This window comes from Pseudomonas sp. C32 (assembly GCF_030417915.1).
GTDB lineage: Bacteria > Pseudomonadota > Gammaproteobacteria > Pseudomonadales > Pseudomonadaceae > Aquipseudomonas.
Genome location: NZ_JAUHUK010000018.1, coordinates 115,076 through 134,703, shown reverse-complemented (window position 1 = coordinate 134,703; position 19,628 = coordinate 115,076). Strand labels below are relative to the sequence as shown.

The 19,628-nt window shown below is 59.5% G+C and carries 24 protein-coding genes; 20 read left to right on the top strand and 4 right to left on the bottom strand.

The genetic code is table 11. The features are described from left to right. The 5 genes from QYH43_RS20515 to QYH43_RS20495 form a co-directional block, all read left to right on the top strand. A partial coding sequence (locus QYH43_RS20515) for an acyl-CoA dehydrogenase family protein (RefSeq protein ID WP_301157975.1) occupies window positions 1-601 on the top strand: 601 nt, incomplete at its 5' end. Window positions 602-682: 81 nt separating this feature from the next. After that, complete coding sequence (locus tag QYH43_RS20510) at window positions 683-1,777, top strand: serine hydrolase (RefSeq protein ID WP_301157974.1); 1,095 nt, start codon at window positions 683-685, stop codon at window positions 1,775-1,777. After that, complete coding sequence (locus tag QYH43_RS20505; protein WP_301157973.1) at window positions 1,774-2,097, top strand: amidase; 324 nt, start codon at window positions 1,774-1,776, stop codon at window positions 2,095-2,097. Before QYH43_RS20510 ends, QYH43_RS20505 begins: the two co-directional genes overlap by 4 nt. A 142-nt stretch (window positions 2,098-2,239) precedes the next feature. Further along, window positions 2,240-2,830, top strand: coding sequence for a YceI family protein (locus tag QYH43_RS20500; protein WP_301157972.1), 591 nt, complete (start codon window positions 2,240-2,242; stop codon window positions 2,828-2,830). A gap of 1 nt (window position 2,831) precedes the next feature. Beyond that, window positions 2,832-3,989 (top strand): phosphatidylserine/phosphatidylglycerophosphate/cardiolipin synthase family protein, encoded by a 1,158-nt coding sequence (locus QYH43_RS20495; protein WP_095058700.1) that lies wholly within the window; start codon window positions 2,832-2,834, stop codon window positions 3,987-3,989. A gap of 104 nt (window positions 3,990-4,093) precedes the next feature. Here the strand turns inward: QYH43_RS20495 and bglX are convergent, their stop codons facing one another. Further along, window positions 4,094-6,385 carry a beta-glucosidase BglX gene (gene bglX / locus QYH43_RS20490; protein ID WP_301157971.1) on the bottom strand — a complete coding sequence of 764 codons (2,292 nt, stop codon included), beginning with the start codon at window positions 6,383-6,385 and terminating at the stop codon, window positions 4,094-4,096. A gap of 249 nt (window positions 6,386-6,634) precedes the next feature. Here bglX and QYH43_RS20485 point away from each other — a divergent pair, with 249 nt between their 5' ends. The 6 genes from QYH43_RS20485 (at window position 6,635) to QYH43_RS20460 (ending at window position 9,739) form a co-directional block, all read left to right on the top strand. Continuing rightward, a complete protein-coding gene (locus QYH43_RS20485) occupies window positions 6,635-7,240 on the top strand; it encodes a LemA family protein (protein ID WP_095060164.1) in 606 nt (201 codons plus the stop codon). Window positions 7,241-7,283: 43 nt separating this feature from the next. After that, a complete protein-coding gene (locus QYH43_RS20480; protein ID WP_301157970.1) occupies window positions 7,284-8,036 on the top strand; it encodes a YgcG family protein in 753 nt (250 codons plus the stop codon). A gap of 28 nt (window positions 8,037-8,064) precedes the next feature. After that, window positions 8,065-8,682, top strand: coding sequence for a TPM domain-containing protein (locus QYH43_RS20475; protein ID WP_301157969.1), 618 nt, complete (start codon window positions 8,065-8,067; stop codon window positions 8,680-8,682). Between the two features lie 130 nt (window positions 8,683-8,812). Continuing rightward, on the top strand, window positions 8,813-9,115 hold the full coding sequence (locus tag QYH43_RS20470) for a helix-turn-helix domain-containing protein (protein ID WP_301157968.1): 303 nt from the start codon (window positions 8,813-8,815) through the stop codon (window positions 9,113-9,115). Next, entirely contained in the window at window positions 9,102-9,458 is a 357-nt protein-coding gene (locus QYH43_RS20465; protein ID WP_095060172.1) for a putative holin, read from the top strand. Before QYH43_RS20470 ends, QYH43_RS20465 begins: the two co-directional genes overlap by 14 nt. Beyond that, a complete protein-coding gene (locus QYH43_RS20460; RefSeq protein ID WP_367316906.1) occupies window positions 9,455-9,739 on the top strand; it encodes a phage holin family protein in 285 nt (94 codons plus the stop codon). Before QYH43_RS20465 ends, QYH43_RS20460 begins: the two co-directional genes overlap by 4 nt. 11 nt (window positions 9,740-9,750) lie before the next feature. Here the strand turns inward: QYH43_RS20460 and QYH43_RS20455 are convergent, their stop codons facing one another. Beyond that, on the bottom strand, window positions 9,751-10,176 hold the full coding sequence (locus QYH43_RS20455) for a helix-turn-helix domain-containing protein (protein ID WP_177408847.1): 426 nt from the start codon (window positions 10,174-10,176) through the stop codon (window positions 9,751-9,753). 300 nt (window positions 10,177-10,476) lie between these two features. On the opposite strand from QYH43_RS20455, the gene QYH43_RS20450 reads away from it, so the two are divergent. The 3 genes from QYH43_RS20450 (at window position 10,477) to QYH43_RS20440 (ending at window position 12,463) form a co-directional block, all read left to right on the top strand. Continuing rightward, on the top strand, window positions 10,477-10,752 hold the full coding sequence (locus tag QYH43_RS20450; protein WP_301157967.1) for an ogr/Delta-like zinc finger family protein: 276 nt from the start codon (window positions 10,477-10,479) through the stop codon (window positions 10,750-10,752). Between the two features lie 2 nt (window positions 10,753-10,754). Beyond that, a complete protein-coding gene (locus tag QYH43_RS20445) occupies window positions 10,755-11,117 on the top strand; it encodes a hypothetical protein (protein ID WP_301157966.1) in 363 nt (120 codons plus the stop codon). Between the two features lie 131 nt (window positions 11,118-11,248). Continuing rightward, window positions 11,249-12,463 carry an SAM-dependent methyltransferase gene (locus QYH43_RS20440; protein ID WP_301157965.1) on the top strand — a complete coding sequence of 405 codons (1,215 nt, stop codon included), beginning with the start codon at window positions 11,249-11,251 and terminating at the stop codon, window positions 12,461-12,463. Between the two features lie 74 nt (window positions 12,464-12,537). Here the strand turns inward: QYH43_RS20440 and QYH43_RS20435 are convergent, their stop codons facing one another. Further along, window positions 12,538-13,428: a DMT family transporter gene (locus QYH43_RS20435; RefSeq protein ID WP_095060178.1), complete on the bottom strand. Its 891-nt coding sequence runs from the start codon at window positions 13,426-13,428 to the stop codon at window positions 12,538-12,540. A gap of 319 nt (window positions 13,429-13,747) precedes the next feature. On the opposite strand from QYH43_RS20435, the gene QYH43_RS20430 reads away from it, so the two are divergent. The 3 genes from QYH43_RS20430 to QYH43_RS20420 all read left to right on the top strand — a co-directional run bounded on the left by QYH43_RS20430 (window position 13,748) and on the right by QYH43_RS20420 (window position 15,089). Continuing rightward, window positions 13,748-14,329: a DJ-1/PfpI family protein gene (locus tag QYH43_RS20430; RefSeq protein WP_095060180.1), complete on the top strand. Its 582-nt coding sequence runs from the start codon at window positions 13,748-13,750 to the stop codon at window positions 14,327-14,329. Between the two features lie 14 nt (window positions 14,330-14,343). Then, window positions 14,344-14,649, top strand: coding sequence for a ribbon-helix-helix domain-containing protein (locus QYH43_RS20425; protein WP_095060182.1), 306 nt, complete (start codon window positions 14,344-14,346; stop codon window positions 14,647-14,649). Between the two features lie 95 nt (window positions 14,650-14,744). Then, the gene (locus QYH43_RS20420) at window positions 14,745-15,089 is read left to right on the top strand and encodes a YegP family protein (protein WP_095060184.1); all 345 of its coding nucleotides are present in this window, start codon (window positions 14,745-14,747) and stop codon (window positions 15,087-15,089) included. A gap of 88 nt (window positions 15,090-15,177) precedes the next feature. On the opposite strand, the gene QYH43_RS20415 is transcribed toward QYH43_RS20420, so the two are convergent. Further along, entirely contained in the window at window positions 15,178-16,197 is a 1,020-nt protein-coding gene (locus tag QYH43_RS20415; RefSeq protein ID WP_301157964.1) for a DUF4917 family protein, read from the bottom strand. Between the two features lie 164 nt (window positions 16,198-16,361). Here QYH43_RS20415 and QYH43_RS20410 point away from each other — a divergent pair, with 164 nt between their 5' ends. The 3 genes from QYH43_RS20410 (at window position 16,362) to QYH43_RS20400 (ending at window position 19,627) form a co-directional block, all read left to right on the top strand. Next, window positions 16,362-17,270, top strand: coding sequence for a LysR family transcriptional regulator (locus QYH43_RS20410; RefSeq protein WP_301157963.1), 909 nt, complete (start codon window positions 16,362-16,364; stop codon window positions 17,268-17,270). Window positions 17,271-17,510: 240 nt separating this feature from the next. Then, on the top strand, window positions 17,511-18,704 hold the full coding sequence (locus tag QYH43_RS20405; RefSeq protein WP_095060190.1) for a CaiB/BaiF CoA-transferase family protein: 1,194 nt from the start codon (window positions 17,511-17,513) through the stop codon (window positions 18,702-18,704). After that, window positions 18,701-19,627, top strand: a complete 927-nt coding sequence (locus tag QYH43_RS20400) for a hydroxymethylglutaryl-CoA lyase (RefSeq protein ID WP_301157962.1) — start codon at window positions 18,701-18,703, stop codon at window positions 19,625-19,627. The genes QYH43_RS20405 and QYH43_RS20400 overlap by 4 nt, the downstream gene beginning before the upstream one ends. Window position 19,628 lies beyond the last annotated feature (1 nt).

Genomic DNA, 19,628 nt, shown 5'->3' with positions numbered 1-19,628 from the left:
CGGTTTGCGCCTGAACGGGCGCAAGGATTTCGTCACCGCTGGCGACGCCGCCGACTGGTTGCTGGTGGCGGCACGCAGTGAAGAGCCCGGCGAAGATCCGCGTTTGAGCCTGGCGGTGATCTATCGCGAAGAACCCGGTGTGCGGGTGGAGCAGTTGCCAGCGATCCCGTTGATGCCCGACATCAGCCATGGCCGCTTGTTTCTGGATAACGCCTTGTGTGAATTGCTGGCGGGGGATGGCTGGGATGCCTACGTCAAACCATTCCGCACGCTGGAAGACGTTTATGTGTTGAGCGCCATGACGGCGTGGTTGTATGGCGTCGGACAGGACAGCGATTGGTCTCAGGGCTTGCAACTGCGCCTGCTGGCGTTGCTCGCCGGCTGCGCGGAAGTCAGTCGACAGCCTCCTACCAGTCCGGCCGGGCATGTGTTGTTGGGCGGATTGTTTGCGCAGTTTGAAGCGCTAAAGACGGAAATCAAAGAAGCATTGGCCGAGGGGCCGCCAGCGTGGTCGGCAATGTGGCAGAGGGATCAGGCGGTGATGGATTTGGCCGCGGGGGCACGGGGGAAACGGTTGGTGAAGGCACTGGCAGGCCTTTGACAATTGCAGCTCCTGCAAGGCTCGCGTGAGTGTCATTTAATTGGGCTAGGCTAACCCGGTTATTTCCCATGAGCCCCCGCCATGTTGAAAGGCTTGCCCCTGATTTTCCTGCTGTTGCTCAGCTTCGGCACCCGCGCCGAACAATGGCCCGCGGAGCAATGGCCGTCCGGCCCGGTCATGACCGGACCCGCACTTCAGGCACTGGAGCAATACGCCTTCGCGCCCCGCAACGACAGCACCCGCCAAGGCATCCGCACCGATGCCTTGTTGGTGATCCGCGACGGCCAATTGATCTACGAGCGCTACGCCGGGTCGACCACCGCCGAGACTCCACACCTGACCTGGTCAATCAGTAAAAGCTTGATGGCAACCGTCCTGGGTGTGGCCTATGGCGAAGGGCTGTGCAAGCTCCAGGATCCTGTACAAAAATTTTATCCCCCGCTGAAGAAATACCCGACCATGACCTTGGCCGACCTGCTGCACTGGGCCTCAGGCATCGACTGGCAGGAAGACTACGAATACGCACCGTTGAAATCCTCGGTGGTGGCCATGCTCTATACCCGAGGCCGCGCAGACATGGGCGCATTCACTGTCGATCACGACAGCTACGCAGCACCGGGCCAGGCATTTCGCTATTCCAGCGGTGACACGAATCTGCTGTCCGCCGCGTTGAAAACCATGGTCGGGCCGAATCGCTATGCGGACTATCCGTGGGCTGCATTATTCGAACCGCTGGGCATTCGCCGTGCCGTGTGGGAAACCGATGCCACCGGCACGTTCATCGCGTCCTCTTATGCCTATCTCACTGCGCGGGATCTGGCGCGAGTCGGCCTGTTGATGGCCCGTGATGGACGTTGGGGTGATAGGCAACTGCTGCCCAAAGACTGGGTCGCGTTCAATCGCGAGCCCTTCGCCCACTATCGGGCGAATCAGGACGCCGCCGTGCCCGGCGGACACTGGTGGCTCAATCGCGCAGTCGACGGGGCCGCCCAACCCTGGCCTGATGCCCCGGCCGACACCTTCGCCGCGCTGGGCCATTGGGGTCAGGCGATGTACGTGATCCCCAGTGAAAACCTGGTGATCGTGCGCTACGGCGATGACCGCGACGGTAGCTATCGACATAACGAATTGCTCAAGCTCGCGCTAAAAACCTTCGTCGCCGAGGTGCAGCCATGAGCGGTTTTTTTCGACGCCGATCGATCAGTTCACTGTTGCTGATCCTGTTGCTGGCCTTGCTCGGTTGGATCTGGCACGAACGTGTTGCGCTGTGGGCGTTCCCCGGCATCATCAGCGCCTACACCGCCAAGGAGTATTGCTCGTGCCGTTATGTGATGAACAACGATGCCGAGTACTGCCGCGGATACGTGAAACAGTGGCTGCCGACCAGCGGTTTTGTCGATGATGTTGCCAGCAAGCAAATAACAGTCAGCGGCATGGGTCGAAGCAACAGTGCTGTATGGATCGGCGAACGCCAGGGCTGTCGCTTGCAACAATGAAGCGGAAAGTCCAGGTGGGGGCTTTTGTGGTGAGGGAGCAAGCTCCCTCACCACAAAAGCGGGTTTGGTGTCGTAGACGGCTTGCAATGCGCTGAGGGCCAGTTAAGGTTCAGCACAGGTTTATCTGCCCTCACGAGTTTTTATGTTCAAGCGTTTCACCCTGAAAACCCTCGCTTTCCTGCTGTTGACCGGCGCTACGCTGTCGGCCCGCGCCGACTGGTACCTCGACGGCGAGTCCTCTCGGCTGTCGTTTGTCAGCACCAAAAACGCCAATGTTTCTGAAGTGCAGCGCTTTCTGGTGTTGCACGGTCAGGTCGATCCCAAAGGGCTGGCGCGGGTGGAAGTCGAACTGGACTCGATCAACAGCGGCATTCCGCTGCGCGATGAGCGCATGCGCAAAGAGCTGTTCGAGATCGACAGGTTTCCCGAAGCACTGATCACCACGCAGATCGATTTGCGTCCGATCAACGATCTCGCCCCCGGCGCGCAGCTGGAGTTGCGCCTGCCGTTGACCGTCGATCTGCACGGCAAGCAGCACACGTACAACGCGCAGTTGTTGGCGACCCGACTCGATGACCGGCGTTTTCAAGTGGTGACGCTTGAGCCGGTGGTCATCAACGCCGAAGATTTTGATTTGGCACCGGGTCTGGAAACCTTGCGCAAACTGGCCGGTTTATCGGCAATCAGCCTGTCGGTACCGGTGGGTGCGGTGCTGATTTTCACGGCGCGCTGACATGGCCGGTGCGATCTTTCCCTGGCGTGAAGGCAACCATTTCGAGCTACTGATCGATGGCCCGCAGTTTTTTCCGCGCATGTTGGTGGCGATTGCTCGTGCCGAAGAACAGGTCGAGCTGGAGTTGTACCTGGTCGAGGCGGGCGCTTGCGCCGAAGCGATGGTTCAGGCGTTGGTCCAGGCTGCCGAGCGCGGCGTGCGGGTGCGATGCCTGTTCGATGACTACGGCAGCCTTGCCTTCACTCTGGCTTTACGCCAGCGCCTGACGTCCGCCGGGGTCGAGTTGCGGTTCTACAATCGCCTGAACTGGCGGCGTTGGGTCGGTAATTTCTATCGCGATCACCGCAAGCTGTTGTTGGTCGATCAGAGTCTGGCCGTCGTGGGCGGCACCGGCGCCACCGATGAATTCTGGACGCCAGGTGAAGACGTTAGCGAGTGGCACGAAGTGATGGTGGAAATCACCGGGCCGCTGGTGCTCGACTGGCAACTGCTGTTCGATCGTCAGTGGATTGCCAACCGCCATCGACGTGCCTGGCGACCGGCCTCGCATTTTGGCTTGCCGCGCTTGCCACGGTTACCGTCCTTGGGTGAGGGCATGGGCCGTGTGGCTTACGCCGACGCCCGCCAGCACCGCGATATTCTGCAATCGCTGATTCGCGCGTTGAACAGCGGCCAGCGCCGGATCTGGCTGGCCACGCCGTATTTTCTGCCGACCTGGAAAGTCCGTCGCTCACTGCGCCGGGCTGCTGCTCGAGGCGTCGATGTGCGCCTGCTGCTGACCGGGCCGCGCACCGATCACCCGTCCGTGCGTTACGCCGGGCATCGCTACTACCCGCGACTGCTCAAGGCCGGGGTGCAGATCTTTGAATATCAGCCGTGCTTCCTGCACTTGAAAATGGTGCTGGTCGACGACTGGGTGAGCATCGGGTCGTGCAACTTTGATCACTGGAATCTGCGTTTCAACCTCGAAGCCAACCTCGAAGCGCTGGACCCTGGGCTGACTCGTGCAGTAACGGCAAGTTTCGAAAGAGACTTTGCCCTGAGCCAGGAAGTCAGCCTGGAGGCCTGGCAGCGTCGACCGCTGTGGAAGCGGGTCAAGCAGAGGGTCTGGGGATGGGTGGATCGGGTGGTGGTGAATCTGTTGGATCGGCGGGGATAAAGGTAAAGCGAGATCAAAAGATCGCAGCCTTCGGCAGCTCCTACAGGGGTATGAGTTGTTCCCTGTAGGAGCTGCCGAAGGCTGCGATCTTTTGCTTTTGAGGGTTACAACAACTCAAAACTCTGCTGCGTCACGTCCTCGGAGTTCAGGCCGATCTGCACGTTGAACTTGCCCGGTTCCGCTGCGTACTTGAGCTGGGTGTTGTAGAACTTCAGGTCGTCCTCGGTGATGGTGAAGTGCACGACTTTCTGTTCGCCGGCCTTGATCATCACTTTCTGGAAGTTCTTCAGTTCCTTGATCGGACGAATCATCGAACCGGTCTCGTCCTGGATGTACAGCTGGACCACGGTTTCACCGTCACGCTTGCCGGTGTTCTTCACTTTTACGCTGGCGTCGAGCTTGCCGGTCTTGTTCAGCGTGGTCGATGACAGCGCCATGTCGCTCAGGTTGAACTCGGTGTAGCTCAGGCCGTAACCGAACGGGTACAAGGGGCCGGTGGTGTCATCGAAGTACTGCGAGGTGTAGTTGCCCGGTTTGCCCGGGGTGAACGGCCGGCCGATGGTCAGGTGGTTGTAGTAGGTCGGAATCTGCCCAACCGAGCGCGGGATGCTGATCGGCAGTTTGCCCGACGGGTTGTAGTCGCCGAACAGCACGTCGGCGATGGCGTTGCCACCCTCGGTGCCGCTGAACCAGGTTTCGAGGATCGCGTCAGCCTGTTCCTTCTCTTCGAGAATCGACAGCGGACGGCCGTTCATCAACACCAGCACCAGCGGTTTGCCGGTGGCTTTCAGGGCTCGGATCAGCTCGCGCTGGTTTTCCGGGATGTTCAGGTCGGTGCGGCTCGACGATTCGTGGGACATGCCACGGGACTCGCCCACGGCAGCGACGACCACGTCAGCTTCCTTGGCTGCTTTCACCGCTTCGTCGATCAGCACGTTCGCCGGGCGTGGGTCATCCACCACTTCCGGGGCGTCGAAGTTGAGGAAGTTCAGGTAACCGAGGATTTTCGGGTCGCTGGTGATGTTGGCACCGCGAGCGTAGATCAGCGTCGATTTATCGCCCAGCGCGCTGCTCATGCCATCGAACAGGGTCACCGATTGCGCAGGGCGACCGGCAGCGGCCCAGCTGCCCATCATGTCGATCGGGGCCTTGGCCAGCGGACCGACCAAGGCGATTTTCGCGGTTTTCTTCAGTGGCAGGGTTTCGTTCTGGTTTTTCAGCAACACCAGGCTGCGGCGCGCCACATCGCGGGCCTCGGCGCGGTGCAGGCGGCTGTCGGCGTAGGTGTCGACCGGATCATCCTCAGCCTTGCCGATACGCAGGTACGGGTCCTTGAACAGGCCCATGTCGTACTTGGCATCCAGCACTGCGCGAACGGCGTTGTCGATGTCGCTTTGCTGGATCTCGCCGGCCTTCAACAGCCCCGGCAGTTCTTTGCCGTACAGGGTGTCGTTCATGCTCATGTGGATACCGGCCTTGATCGCCAGCTTCGCGGCTTCACGGCCGTCACGAGCGACGCCGTGCTTGATCAGCTCGAAAATCGCCCCGTGGTCGCTGACCGCCAGGCCCTTGAAGCCCCATTCCTTGCGCAACAGGTCGTTCATCAGCCAGGTATTGGCGGTGGCAGGCACGCCGTTGATCGAGTTCAGCGCAACCATCACCCCGCCAGCACCGGCGTCAATCGCGGCGCGGTACGGCGGCAGGTAATCCTGGTACATCTTGACCGGGCTCATGTCGACCACGTTGTAGTCGCGGCCACCCTCGACCGCGCCGTACAGGGCGAAGTGCTTGACGCTGGCCATGATGCTGTCGGCCGTGTTGGCGCCCGCACCCTGGAACGCCTTGACCATCACGCCGGCAATGCGCGACACCAGATAGGTGTCCTCGCCAAAGCCTTCGGACGTGCGGCCCCAGCGCGGATCGCGGGAAATATCGACCATCGGCGCGAAGGTGAGGTCGAGGCTGTCAGCCGCGGCTTCCTTGGCGGCGATGCGCCCGGACAGGCCGATGGCGTCCATGTCCCAGCTCGAGGCCAGGGCCAGCGGGATCGGGAAAATGGTGCGGTGACCGTGGATCACGTCGTAGGCGAAGAACATCGGGATCTTCAGGCGGCTGCGCATGGCAGCATCCTGCATCGGACGGTTTTCCGGGCGGGTGATCGAGTTGAACGTGCCGCCGATGTTGCCGGCCGCGATTTCCTTGCGGATCATTTCGCGGGGCATTTCCGGGCCGATGCTGATCAGGCGCAGTTGGCCGATTTTCTCATCGAGGGTCATTTGCTTCATCAGGTTGCTGACGAAGGCGTCCTTGTTCTCCAGGGGGGCGGGCGTCGTGGCGGCCAATACGTTATGACTGGCCAGGCCGACGAACAGGCCCAGCAAACACAGCTTCTTCATGAATAGTTTTCTCAAGGGCCCAAACGGCGATGTACACGCCGGCCAGCCAAAATTTAGGGAACGACTATTGTTGTTCGGGTGCTGACTTAAAAAGCGCCAGCCGAAGTCCGCACGCGCTTTCACGCGGGGCCTCTTTTTAGCCCATCGGCCCGTGGCAATCCAGAGGCGCGGGCGATTATGCCCCAACAGCCGGCCGAGAAGGTTTCACGGTCGGTTTTTTCATGAAATGTACAAGGGAGCATCATCCTGATGAATGTCAGTCCAACCCATCGTTCACGCTTGCAAGTCGCCATGTTGCTGATGCTGACGTCGTTACTGAGCGCTTGCGGCATCAACAACATCCCGACCCTCGACGAGCAGGCCAAGGCCGCGTGGGGGCAGGTGCAAAACCAGTATCAGCGCCGCGCCGACCTGATTCCCAACCTGGTGGAAACCGTCAAGGGCTACGCGGCCCACGAGAAGGAAACCCTGACCGCCGTCATCGAAGCGCGGGCCAAGGCCACGTCGATCCAGGTGGATGCATCGACCCTGGACAACCCGGAAAAGCTCAAACAGTACCAGCAAGCCCAGGATCAGCTCAGTGGTGCCTTGAGCCGACTGATGGTGGTGTCCGAGCGTTATCCGGACCTGAAGGCCAACCAGAATTTCCTTGCCCTGCAATCGCAGCTAGAGGGTACCGAAAACCGGATCAGCGTAGCCCGGCGCGACTTCATTCTTGCGGTGCAGAAGTACAACACCGAGATCCGTACCTTCCCCGGTCGCCTGTGGCATACGGTGATGTACAGCGACCTGCCGGTTCGCGAAACCTTCGAAGCCACGCCGGGCGCGGAAAAGCCCCCTGAGGTCAAATTCTGACTCAATCCCGTAGAGGGCGGTGTATGTATGGATGAGGTTGCCAATGCGCGTATTGAAAGTGGGTCTGATGCTGTTGTTGTGGGGGGTGGCCGTCACGGCTCGTGCCGAGCTGGTTTTCCCGGCGCTGACCGGGCGAGTGGTGGACAACGCCCAAATGATCGAGCCGTCGGTGCGCCAGCAACTGACCCAGCAACTTCAGGCCCATGAAACCGCCACTGGCGAGCAGCTGGTGGTGGTCACCCTGCCGGATTTGCAGGGCACCGACATTGCCGATTTCGGTTATCAGTTGGGGCGTCACTGGGGTATCGGGCAGAAGGACAAGAACAACGGTGCCTTGCTGATTGTCGCCCGGGACGAGCGAAAACTGCGTATCGAAGTCGGTTATGGCCTGGAGGATCGCCTCACCGACGCCCAGAGTTCGGTGATCATCAATCAGGTCATCACGCCGGCATTCAAGACCGGGAACTTCAACAAAGGCATCAGCGATGGCGTCGCGGCAATGCTGGTGGTGCTTGGGGGCAATCCCTTGGACGAACCGTCGACCGCCTATGAATCCCGAGGCGATCCGGGGGACGATTTCGTCTCGCGCCATCCGGGGGTTTTCGTGTTTGTGCTGCTGTTGTTCATCCTGATTTTTTTTGTCGGCCAAATGCTCGGTATTCTTCCGGCCGGCCGTGGCGGCTCCGGAGGTTCCGGTGGCGGCTTTGGTGGTGGTTTTGGCGGCGGCGGTGGAGGCGGGGGGTTCAGCGGCGGTGGGGGCAGTTTCGGCGGGGGCGGTTCGTCCGGCGGCTGGTGACAATAATAATGAGCAGGCATTTCACGACATGGCATTACTGACTGAACACGAACAACGCAAAGTCGCCGAGGCGATTGCCCGGGTCGAACGCGATACCGATGCGGAACTGGTGACGGTGCTCGCGGCCCGCGCCGATGATTACGCCTACATTCCGCTGCTGTGGGCCAGCCTGCTGGCGTTGCTGGCGCCGGGTATCGTGCATTACCTCACGGGTTGGCTGACCATGCACAGCCTGCTGCTGGTGCAGTGGATCACCTTCATCGTGTTGTGCCTGGTGTTTCGCTTGCCGAAAGTCACCACGCACCTGGTCCCGAGGTCGGTGCGTCATTGGCGCGCCTCAAACCTGGCCCGTCGGCAGTTTCTGGAGCAAAACCTGCACCACACGCAAGGCAGCACGGGCATGCTGATTTTTGTCTCAGAGGCCGAGCGCTACGTGGAAATTCTGGTGGATGAGGGCATCTCCAGTCGTCTGGACAACAAGCATTGGGATGCGATCGTCGCCACGTTTACCCAGCAGGTGAAGGCAGGGCAGACCCTGCAAGGGTTTGTCAGCTGCATCGAAGCCTGTGGCAAGCTGCTCAAAGTGCATGTGCCGGTGACCCATGCGCGCAATGAATTGCCGAACCGTTTAGTGGTGCTCGGCTAAGTCTGATCACGGCGTTGTGTAGCGCTCGCCGCTACAAGTCCCGTCAATTGTCCCGACTCAGCCTTCTCGTCAATATTTCTCTCTACCAGCGGATGCCCAGCGAAGGGCACTCCAGCGTAGAGGGATTCTTATGCCAACCCAACAATCAATTGACTCTCTTGTGCGGACAGTTCCTCGCGCAGAGAAAAGTGCGACGTCGGTGAAGCTGACGGCGAAAGAAACACAAATCCTGATGTGGTGTTACAAGGGCAAAACTTCCTGGGAAATTTCCAGGATCGAAAATTGCGCGGAGTCGACCGTCAATTTTCACTTCGCCAATATTCGCCGAAAGTTCGACGTCAACTCTCGCAGTTGCGCCATCTTCAAGGCGATCGAGTCGGGAGCGATCAACGTTGATTCGGGCGTTGTGCGAGGTGCTCATGAGCCTGACTGATTCGACCTACAACAGTATCAGCGCGCTGATGGTGGGGATGGGGATCGCAACATTGCCGGTGATCGATGGCGAAGTATTGTTCGGTGCATCGCTCGGCGCGTGGCTGGTGACCACCACGCGCGCTAACTTCAAGGCCTGGCAGCGTATCGGTTCCTGGTTGTTGTCTGCGGGTGTGGGCTACCTGTTTTCGCCTGTCGCCCAACCGCTGGCACCCTTTCTGACTGCGGGCGTGACGGCGTTTATCTGCGCGTTGATCGTCATTCCCATCAGTATCAAGCTCATGCAGTGGATTGATGGCGCGGGTATCGGTGAAATCATTCGGCACTTCAGGGGGCGAGGATGATGGGCCAGGAAATGGTTGCTCTGGTTTGGGTAACGGGTGTGGCTCACTTGATCAGTGCCTTCAGGCTGGCCTGTTATCAACGCGATGAACATCACCACTGCTGGCGTGAAAGTGTATTGATCAGCCTGTGTGGAGGAATGTTCTGCCTTGCCGGTATTGACGTGTTGCTGGCATTTCTACCGGTTAGCCCTTGGCATGCTGGGGTGAGCGTCCTGGCATGCGTAGTGATTGTTCGCAGCAGCGGTAACCTCATGGTTTTGTGGCACGCCTTAAAGCAATGACGTATTGGGCTTCAAGTTTTGTTCGAGAGTTCAAGTGCCGCCAGGGTGATGGACATCTCGGAAAGTTTGAGCTCCATTTCCCGCAGCCGTTGTTTTTCTTCCAGCGTGTTTTGTATGGCGCAACGATCATTTTCATCAAGCAACCGCCATAACGCGAGAATGGTGTTTTCCCGGGTTGTACTTTCCTGATTCGCTACCGAGGAATCAGTAACGGTTTGTCTCAGGATCGGCCCTTCACCCAGCAGCAACCAGTCGAGTGAGATGCCACGAGCTTGCGCGATATCTACGCATAATGAGTACGGTGTGCTGTCGCGGCCTTTCCAGCTGCTAAGGGTTTGCGGGCTGATCTGTAGCGCTGAAGACAGAGAAGCATCGGTTTTTGTGCCGGTAATCTGCTTCAGGCGAGCCAGGACAGCTTGTGATTTTTTGCTACGCAATTTGAGCCTCTTCCTTTTGACATATGCTTTTTGAGTGCCTAATTTATGCGTAATGAGTACTTTTTTTCTTGTGAGTAATCAATCATCGACTATGAGTCAGAAGAATACGATGTCGAAACTTCCTAATGGTATCAGGGTGATTTCCTACGAGCATGGCTCGAACCCACTACGCGTCTGCCAGATGCACTTCCTTATGTCTGGCAGACATTGTTCACAAGACCTGAGCGCCGCAATCAACGTCTCAAGCAGTATTGCGTTTGATCAGGTTGATTGCCACCCAATGACCGTCGGGAACCCAGCATGAGCACTTACAAAATGGTATGCCCGCACTGCTTGAACAGGATGCGCATTCGCACCAGTGAGGGCCGGCATATTTTTCTGCGGGTGGCGTACCTGCAATGCACGTCGGAGGCCTGTGGCTGGTCGGTACGGGCCGAGTTTGAAATGACCCACGAGCTTTCACCCAGTGGCATGCCCAACCCCGCCGTGCGCCTGCCTTGCGCCGGGCCCGACCTGCGTCATGCCGCGAAGCCTGTTGTGAGCCCTGCAACGACCGAAGTACCGCAGGAGACGTGAGCATGAGCATCCTTGATGAAAATGCAGATCTGAATGAAGAGCTTTTGGCGATTGCCCAGGCGTTTCTGGTGCGGCATGAAAGTGAAGGGGGGGGCGACGATCAAGTGCTGTTCTGTCGTGCGGTGAAACATTTGCAGAACATGGAGGTGCCAATGCACCTGGCGGAAAGGTTGGTCAGCCGTGCCTACGGCTTACTCAAATCCTGCAACGATCGTCGGCGACTGGATATCGATGCAAGTTCCGAAACGGTCGCCGTGGTGACTGATCCGGTCAATGGCCTGACCTGGGCGGTGCCCGTGGGGTTGATCTTCAAACACATCATCAATTCGCCCAGCAACCGTAAGCTTCGCCTCGTGGAACCCTGAGGCATCAGCCGCCGCATCAAGGTCCTGGATCGCATGACTGGGACCTGCAACAAAATAACCCCGTGCCCAAAGTCCTCGACCCCCTTAAAATACCGGCATTCTCCGATTTGCATCGCCCGAGGCCGTTTTCCATGTCCGTCACCGCCACTCCTGCCAGCCTCGCGCCGGATCATCACGCCCAGTTCCTCGAGCTGCTGCAAACCAGCCTCGATCAAAACGCCTTCATCAAACTGGTGCTGGCCAAGTACGCAGGCACTGAGGCAGACCTGCAGCGGGTCATCATCAAACCCGTGACAGTCAAGGCGCAGCCCTGCCTGTCCTTCGTTTACCGCTACAAGACCCGCGATATCACCAAGAACCTGCCCTTGGCCGAAGGCGTGGCGACGATTGCCGAGCTGCTGCCGGCGTCGTTCAAAAATGCGCATTTGTTGGCGTTGACTGACGAGGCTCAGCTCGAATACAGCAAAAAGGGCAAGTCTTCGCTGTTCAAGAGCAAACCCCAGCAATTGCGTGAAGCGCCGTCTGCCGAGCATAACCGCGAAAAAAACCGCTTTCTTGATCTGAACCGGCCGTTTCTCGCTGACCTTGGTGTGACAAACAGCAAGCATGAACTGATCCCGGCGATGTCTCGCAAATGGAAGCAGATCAACAAGTTCATCGAAGTCTTCAGCCATGCGCTGACTTCGTCGCCGTTGGCGCTGGACAAACCGGTGCGCGTGGCGGACTTCGGGTCGGGCAAGGGCTACCTGACCTTCGCCATCCACGATTACCTGCGCAATACCTTGAAGGCCGAAGGCGAAGTGACCGGCGTCGAGCTGCGTGAAGACATGGTCACCCTGTGCAACACCGCGGCGGCAAAGCTTGAGCATCCGGGGCTGGTGTTCAAATGTGGTGATGTGCGCAGCGTGGCGCCGAGTGAGCTGGATGTGATGATCGCCCTGCATGCCTGCGACATCGCCACCGATTATGCGATTCACACCGGCATTCGTTCCGGTGCCTCGATCATCATGTGCTCGCCGTGCTGCCACAAACAGATCCGCCTGCAAATCCAGAGCCCGGCGTTGCTCAAGCCGATGCTGCAATATGGATTGCACCTGGGGCAGCAGGCGGAAATGGTCACCGACAGCTTGCGCGCCTTGTTCCTGGAGGCCTGCGGCTACGAGACCAAGGTGTTCGAGTTCATCTCGCTCGACCACACCAACAAGAACAAGATGATTCTGGCGGTCAAACGTGCCGAGCCGGTGAATCCGGCGCAACTGTTGGCGAAAATCCAGGAGCTGAAGGCGTTCTACCACATCAGCGAACATTGCCTGGAAACCCTGCTGCGTGCTGACGGTTACCTCTGATCCTGTAGGAGCCCGGCTTGCCGGCGATAGCGATCTCGAGGACGCCTTCGCCGGCAAGCCAGGCTCCTACAGGGTTAAGCTGTGGCAGCTCGCGCCGGGTGCACTGCGGTCTTGCGCCCCAGCACCACCGTCACGATCACACCGGCCGCAAACACCCAGGTGATCGGCTCAACGTGTTCACCGAAGAACAGCGCCGAAAAGGCGATGGTGAAGAAGATCTGTAACAACTGGATCTGACTCACCCGGGCAATGCCGCCCATGGCGAGCCCGGCGTACCAGGCGAAGAACCCCAGGAACTGCGAGAACAGTGAAACGTAACCGAAGGCCCACCAGGTCCGGGCTGAAATGTCTCCCTGGTGTTGCAGCGCCAGATACATCACCGGCCCGATCAGCAAGGGCGTCGACAACACCAGCGCCCAGCAGATCACCTGCCAACCGCCCATCTCCTTGGCCAGCCGACCGCCTTCGGCATACCCCAGGCCGCCAACCGCAATCGCCCCGAGCATCAGCAGGTCCCCTGCCTGAATGCTGCCCGCGCCGCTGATCAATGCATAACCGAGCACCAGCGCACTGCCTAGCGCGGCGCAGGCCCAGAAGGCTTTCGACGGTCGCTCGTGGGACAGCCACGCGGCATACAGCGCCACGCACAGCGGCTGCAAACCGTTGACCAGCGCGCCGTGGGACGCCGGCAAGGTTTGCATGGCCCACGCCGACAGCACCGGGAAACCGAGGATCACACCCGCAATCACCAGGCTCAGGCCTTTGACCTGTTTCCAGGTTGGCCACTTTTCCCGTCGCCACAGCAACAGCAACGCCGCCGGAACCGCCGCGAACAGCGCCCGACCCAAGCCATTGAGCAGCGGATGAAGTTCCTGCACGACGATCCGCGTGAAGGGCAGGGTAAGGCTGAAAATCACAACGCCGAGCAGACCGAGGGCCATGCCGGTGTTTTCGCGGGAGGACATGATGGCAACCAGAATTCAAGGTGACAGGAGGTGTCATCATCTAGCCATAAACCCTTGGTGTTTGGCGCTTACAGCTGGGGACAGAATTATCCGTACAGTTCCAGGTCCTTGTGGCGAGGGAGCTTGCTCCCGCTGGGCAGCGCAGCGGCCCCTATGATTGCGGGAAATTGACGACTGCTTCGCAGTCGAACGGGAGCAAGCTCCCTCGCCACACAAGACAAGATCGATCCGCATCGTTCGTAGTAGCCGGTTGTTACCCGACCCGCCGGATAAGGACTACCTTGAATACTCCTACGTATTTTCCAGAGGAGTCCTCCCCATGGCAGCGAAAAAAATTCTGATGTTGGTCGGCGATTACGTCGAAGACTACGAAGTGATGGTGCCATTCCAGGCGCTGCTCATGGTCGGTCACACGGTGCATGCCGTTTGCCCGGACAAGGCCGCCGGTCAGACCGTACGCACAGCGATCCATGACTTCGAAGGCGACCAGACCTACAGCGAAAAACCCGGTCACCTGTTTGCCCTCAACTTCGACTTTTCCAAGGTCAAGTCTGCTGACTATGACGCACTGCTGATACCCGGTGGTCGTGCGCCGGAGTACCTGCGTCTGAATGAAAAAGTCCTGGAACTGGTGCGGGATTTCGATAAGGCGGGTAAGCCGATTGCAGCCGTGTGCCACGGTGCGCAGTTGTTGGCGGCGGCGGGTATTCTTGAAGGCCGCGAGTGCAGCGCTTACCCGGCCTGCGCCCCGGAAGTTCGCCTGGCGGGCGGTACATTCATCGACATCCCGGTGACGGATGGCCACGTTCAAGGCAATCTGGCCACGGCACCGGCCTGGCCTGCGCACCCGAATTGGCTCGCTGGTTTCCTCGGGTTGCTGGGGACCAAAATCACGCTGTAACGAGGGACTTGCCCATGTGCGAGTTGTACGTCAAAGCCGATCCGATTCTCTACGAATCGCGCTCCCGCTCGCTGCGCATCTGCGGGGTGGTCACCACCCTGCGCCTGGAGAATCAGTTCTGGGACATCCTCAGCGAAATTGCCGAGGTCGACGGCATGACCACCAATCAGTTGATCACCAAACTGTATGAAGAGGTGATGGACTATCGTGGCGAGGTGGTCAATTTCGCCTCCTTCTTACGGGTGAGTTGTACGCGGTATTTGAGTCAGCGGCGGAATCAGGCGCCGGAGTTGTCGGTGGTGAAACGATCTACGGGTTAGGTTTATGGCGTACTTGCCGGCCCCATCGCGACAGATTTGCCGGGCTGGTCTTTACTCTGGAGCGCGCAACCTCTCAATCGCCAAGGAGAAACAGCATGTCCGGATGGTACGAAGTCAGCAAAAGCAGCAGCGGTCAGTTCAGGTTTGTGCTGAAGGCAGCGAACGCCGAAACCATTCTGTCCAGCGAGCTGTACACCACCCGCGCCGCGGCCGACAAAGGCATTGCATCGGTCCAGGCCAACAGCCCGCTGGATGAACGCTACGAGAAAAAAACCACCAAGGATGGCCATCCCTACTTCAATCTCAAGGCCGGTAACCACGAAATTATCGGCAGTAGCGAGGCCTATTCATCACCCGCGGCCATGGACAAAGGCATCGCCAGCGTGAAGGCCAACGGGCCGACCACGGTGATCAAGGACAAGACCTTGCCGGTGCTTTAAAAGCCGCTGTCAAACCCGACTCGCCCCACGCAGGAATGCATTCCACTGTGGGGGCGAACCTGCTCGCGAAGGCGTTAGCCACAACCCGCTAAACCTCGACAGGCACCGCGAGCTTCGGGTTGCCCAGCGCATGACTCTTCGAATCAAAAAACCGCAACTCAATCCCCGTCCCCTCAAACACCTTCGCGTAATGCCGCTTCTGATGCTGGATGAACGCCTTGCTGCGCGGATAAATCGAGATCGCCATCACCTGCGGTTTCGCCAGCCGCAAGGCGTGGATGATGTGGCTGTCCTGCTCGCCCAGCGCGTGACCGAAAATGCACAGCGCCTGGCCATGGCCGAGTAGCTGCTCGTAGCAGAACGACAGGTAATCCGAACTGCGGATGGTCTTTAGCTTGTCTGCACTTGGGCCTTCGTTGACGAACAACGGCACGTCGTCGAGGGTCTTGATCGTGTTGTTGATGGCGAAACTGCCCAGCAACGTGCCCTCGGTCGACATCAGCTTGCGCGCCGTGCCGTCCTGATTGCGCACCAGGTGCAGACCACCGTGCAGGTACAGCAAGCGGGTTTTATCGGTGGCTGTGGCGCTGAGGTCAAAACCGGGTTCGGCGCCCTGAAACAGATCAGTAATCGCGCCGGGCTGATGCTGCAGCGCCCAGTAGTTGAGCAGGTCGTAATTGGTGGTGAACACCGTGCGGTAGCTCGCCAGTTCCTGATTGATGGTTGCCAGTGTCGAAGGCACTACCAAGCGCCATGGGATGTGCACCGCATGCACCGTATTGATCAGTGCTTCCTTGATCGCGTAATAACGATTGCGTGGTGCGGCGGAGCTGATCGCCAGGGCTTTGTTGACCCGACTGGTGATTTTCAGCGCGCTAAGCACCTGCTCGAAGCTGCGCGTCTGCATCGCGTCGAACACGCTCAGTTCCGAAGGGCTCAGGGGTTTTTCTTCAACGGTGCGGGCGTTTTCGAACAGCGAATCATAGCCAAAGTCGTCCCACACCACCCGGCTGGCGCCGTTACCCACCAGCAAGCCACTGAACGAAACGGTGCTGCGCAAGGCGTTCCAGTCTTCAAGTTGGGCATCGACATCCTGGAAATCGGTCATTGCGATCAAAGTCTCACGGCAAAAGGGGGCTGATGAGCGGCGACTTTATCACGACCGGGCGTTTGCCCTGAGCGACCTGCGCATCTGCGCGTTCTAACCGGGCACAGCTTGAACGAAGAACGTTATGCTGCGACTTCGTTCGAGCCAACTTCGCCGAGTCCCAGATGCTGCAAAAAAGCCTGATCCGCCGTCTCGACCTGATCACTCTGCAACTGTTCGTCGCCGTCCATGAAGAGGGCACGCTGACCCGCGCGGCGACCCGTGAAGCCATTGCGGTGTCGGCGGCGAGCAAGCGTCTGATGGAGCTTGAAGAGGCGCTGGGCATCAGCCTGTTTGTGCGTCAGGCCAAGGGCATGACGTTGACGCCGGCCGGTGAAACGCTGCTGCACCATGCGCGGCAGATGCTGTTCAACGTCGAGAAGATGGGCCTGGAGCTGGGCGAGCACAGCCACGGCGTGCGCGGTTACGTGCGGATGCTCGCCAATCTGTCGGCGATCATTCAGTTTCTGCCCGAAGACCTGCGGGACTTTTCCGAGCGTCATCCGCAAGTCAAGACCGACCTTGAGGAAAGGCCCAGCGCCGGGGTGATCCAGGGGGTGCTCGATGGCGTGGCGGATCTCGGGATCTGTTCCATCGACAGTGACGTCAAGGGTTTGCACAGCGTGTTGTATCGCCAGGACAAACTGGTGGTGTTGATGCCATCGGATCATCCGCTGGCGAGCCGTTCGAGCCTGGCGTTCGCCGACACCCTGGACAGCGATTACGTCGGTCTGCATGCGGCCAGTTCTATCGATATGCGCACCCACGCGGCGGCACGTCAGGCGGGCAAGGTGTTGCGCCTGCGCATTCATGTGCCGGGTTTCGATGCGATGTGCAGGATGGTCCAGGCCAACATGGGCATCGGCATTTTGCCGCACAAGGCGTATGAATTGTTTGGTCGGGCGTTGGGATTGCATGCGGTGCCGTTGACGGATGAATGGTCGGATCGGGCGTTGATTCTGGTGGTTCGCGATCAAGCGCTGCTGTCGCCGGTGAGCCGGATGTTGTTTGAGCATTTGAGGGGGGCAGTCTGATAGTACTCGGCTGAATGGGCGGTCCTCTTCGCTGGCAAGCCAGCTCCTACAGGGATCTTCAGTGCGGCGCCGATCCAGTGTGCGAGCCAGCCTGCTGGCGATGGCGGCCTGGAAGGTCACGAATATCTCCGGGAGCGTTCGCATTTCGCGAACGCCCGTTGCCAACTGAAGGTTGGATTCCTCAGGGCCCGTTCTTCTAGCCTTGGCATCAATTCCAAGAACAACTAGAGGTACCCCGCGATGACTGCCCCGTTGAGCGCAATCAAAGTGATCGAGATCGGCACGCTGATCGCCGCGCCATTCGCTGCCCGCATGCTCGCCGAGTTCGGCGCCGAAGTGATCAAGATCGAAGCCATGGGCCAGGGCGATCCCCTGCGCAAATGGCGCAAGCTGCACGAAGGCACTTCGTTGTGGTGGTACCTGCAATCGCGCAACAAGAAATCGTTGGCGCTGAACCTCAAATCCCCCGAAGGCATCGAACTGGTCAAGCAACTGGCGACCAGCGCCGATGTGCTGATCGAAAACCTGCGCCCCGGCGCACTGGAAAAACTCGGCCTCGGCTGGGACGTGCTGCATGCCCTCAACCCCAATCTGACCCTGGTGCGGATCTCCGGTTATGGCCAGACCGGTCCCTACCGCGACCGTCCGGGTTTCGGCGCGATTGGCGAGGCCATGGGCGGGATTCGCTACACCACCGGCACCCCCGGTTCGCCACCGGCGCGAGTGGGTGTCAGCCTTGGCGATTCCCTGGCGTCGCTGCACGCGGTGATTGGCGCGCTGATGTCGCTGCTGCGGGTCAAGACCGGGCAGGGCGGCGGGCAGATCGTTGATGTGTCGCTGGCCGAAAGCGTGTTCAACGTCATGGAAAGCCTGGTGCCCGAGTACGACATGCTTGGCCATGTGCGTGAACGCAGCGGCGGTGCTTTACCGGGTATCGCACCGTCCAATACTTACCTCACCGCCAATGGCGCCTACGTAGTCATCGCCGGTAACAGCGACCCGATCTACAAGCGCCTGATGCAAACCATCGGCCGCCCCGATCTGGCCGAGGCGGCAGAATTCGCCCATAACGACGGGCGTGCAGCCAAGAGCGGTTTGCTCGATGCGGCCATCACCCACTGGACCAGCAGCCTGCCCATTGACGACGTCCTGGCCGCGCTGGAAGCCGCCGAAGTGCCCGCCGGGCGCATCTATTCCGTGGCCGATATCGTCGCCGATCCGCACTATCAAGCGCGGGATATGCTGCTTAACGCCGAGCTGCCCGGAGGTGCCACGGTGAAGATGCCGGGCATCGTGCCGAAGCTTTCCGAAACCCCCGGTGGCGTGAATTGGTCCGGCCCCGGTCTGGGCCAGCATACCGACAGTGTCCTCGCACAATTGGGCCTGACACTGGCCGACATCGAACGCCTGAAAACACAAGGAGTGGTGCAATGATCACCGATTATTCCGAGCGCCTGATCGTTCAGGAAGTGTCCCCGCGCGACGGCTTGCAGATCGAGCCGACCTGGGTCGAAACCGTCGATAAGATCGCCTTGATCGATCAACTGTCGCAAGCCGGTTTCAGTCGTATCGAAGGGGGTTCATTTGTCTCGCCCAAGGCGATTCCTGCATTGCGCGATGGTGAGTCGGTGTTCAAGGGCATTGCCCGCAAACCGGGAGTGATCTATGTCGCGCTGATCCCCAACCTCAAAGGTGCACAACGGGCGCTGGCCTGCAGTGCCGATGAGTTGAACCTGGTGATGTCCGCCAGCCAGACGCACAACCGGGCAAACATGCGCATGGGTTGTGAAGACTCGTTGGCCGCGTTCGGCGAGATTGTGCAGTTCGTTGGCGACAGTCCGGTGCGACTCAACGGCAGCATCGCCACCACCTTCGGTTGCCCGTTCGAAGGCAAGATCGACGAGGACCGCGTGCTGCAAATCGTCGATGCCTATCAGGAGCTCGGCATTCAGGGCATCACCCTGGCCGACACCACCGGCATGGCCAATCCGCGTCAGGTCGATCGCCTCGTGCGCCGGGTGTTGCAGCGGGTTTCGCCTGCGGATCTGACCCTGCATTTTCACAATACCCGGGGCCTTGGCTTGTGCAACGTTCTCGCCGCCTACGAGGCCGGTGCTCGGCGCTTTGATGCGGCACTTGGCGGACTTGGCGGTTGTCCGTTCGCACCGGGCGCCTCGGGCAATATCTGCACGGAAGACCTGGTCAACCTGTGCGATGAAATCGGCATTCAAACCGGTATCGATTTGCCGTTGTTGCTCGAGCTGTCCCGAGGGTTGCCAGCGCTGCTGGGCCACGAGGTGCCCGGTCAATTGGCCAAGGCCGGACGCAACTGCGATCTGCATCCGATCCCTACCTGAC

Excerpts from the sequence above, each read along its gene's own strand:
- QYH43_RS20425 (WP_095060182.1), top strand. The coding sequence starts at position 14,344 with ATGTGCGAGTTGTACGTCAAAGCCGATCCGATTCTCTACGAATCGCGC.
- QYH43_RS20430 (WP_095060180.1), top strand. The coding sequence starts at position 13,748 with ATGGCAGCGAAAAAAATTCTGATGTTGGTCGGCGATTACGTCGAAGAC.
- QYH43_RS20445 (WP_301157966.1), top strand. The coding sequence starts at position 10,755 with ATGAGCATCCTTGATGAAAATGCAGATCTGAATGAAGAGCTTTTGGCG.
- QYH43_RS20510 (WP_301157974.1), top strand. The coding sequence starts at position 683 with ATGTTGAAAGGCTTGCCCCTGATTTTCCTGCTGTTGCTCAGCTTCGGC.
- bglX (WP_301157971.1), bottom strand. The coding sequence starts at position 6,385 with ATGAAGAAGCTGTGTTTGCTGGGCCTGTTCGTCGGCCTGGCCAGTCAT.
- QYH43_RS20485 (WP_095060164.1), top strand. The coding sequence starts at position 6,635 with ATGAATGTCAGTCCAACCCATCGTTCACGCTTGCAAGTCGCCATGTTG.
- QYH43_RS20465 (WP_095060172.1), top strand. The coding sequence starts at position 9,102 with ATGAGCCTGACTGATTCGACCTACAACAGTATCAGCGCGCTGATGGTG.
- QYH43_RS20505 (WP_301157973.1), top strand. The coding sequence starts at position 1,774 with ATGAGCGGTTTTTTTCGACGCCGATCGATCAGTTCACTGTTGCTGATC.
- QYH43_RS20480 (WP_301157970.1), top strand. The coding sequence starts at position 7,284 with ATGCGCGTATTGAAAGTGGGTCTGATGCTGTTGTTGTGGGGGGTGGCC.
- QYH43_RS20415 (WP_301157964.1), bottom strand. The coding sequence starts at position 16,197 with ATGACCGATTTCCAGGATGTCGATGCCCAACTTGAAGACTGGAACGCC.
- QYH43_RS20450 (WP_301157967.1), top strand. The coding sequence starts at position 10,477 with ATGAGCACTTACAAAATGGTATGCCCGCACTGCTTGAACAGGATGCGC.
- QYH43_RS20475 (WP_301157969.1), top strand. The coding sequence starts at position 8,065 with ATGGCATTACTGACTGAACACGAACAACGCAAAGTCGCCGAGGCGATT.
- QYH43_RS20410 (WP_301157963.1), top strand. The coding sequence starts at position 16,362 with ATGCTGCAAAAAAGCCTGATCCGCCGTCTCGACCTGATCACTCTGCAA.
- QYH43_RS20440 (WP_301157965.1), top strand. The coding sequence starts at position 11,249 with ATGTCCGTCACCGCCACTCCTGCCAGCCTCGCGCCGGATCATCACGCC.
- QYH43_RS20470 (WP_301157968.1), top strand. The coding sequence starts at position 8,813 with ATGCCAACCCAACAATCAATTGACTCTCTTGTGCGGACAGTTCCTCGC.
- QYH43_RS20400 (WP_301157962.1), top strand. The coding sequence starts at position 18,701 with ATGATCACCGATTATTCCGAGCGCCTGATCGTTCAGGAAGTGTCCCCG.
- QYH43_RS20405 (WP_095060190.1), top strand. The coding sequence starts at position 17,511 with ATGACTGCCCCGTTGAGCGCAATCAAAGTGATCGAGATCGGCACGCTG.
- QYH43_RS20495 (WP_095058700.1), top strand. The coding sequence starts at position 2,832 with ATGGCCGGTGCGATCTTTCCCTGGCGTGAAGGCAACCATTTCGAGCTA.
- QYH43_RS20460 (WP_367316906.1), top strand. The coding sequence starts at position 9,455 with ATGATGGGCCAGGAAATGGTTGCTCTGGTTTGGGTAACGGGTGTGGCT.
- QYH43_RS20500 (WP_301157972.1), top strand. The coding sequence starts at position 2,240 with ATGTTCAAGCGTTTCACCCTGAAAACCCTCGCTTTCCTGCTGTTGACC.
- QYH43_RS20420 (WP_095060184.1), top strand. The coding sequence starts at position 14,745 with ATGTCCGGATGGTACGAAGTCAGCAAAAGCAGCAGCGGTCAGTTCAGG.
- QYH43_RS20435 (WP_095060178.1), bottom strand. The coding sequence starts at position 13,428 with ATGTCCTCCCGCGAAAACACCGGCATGGCCCTCGGTCTGCTCGGCGTT.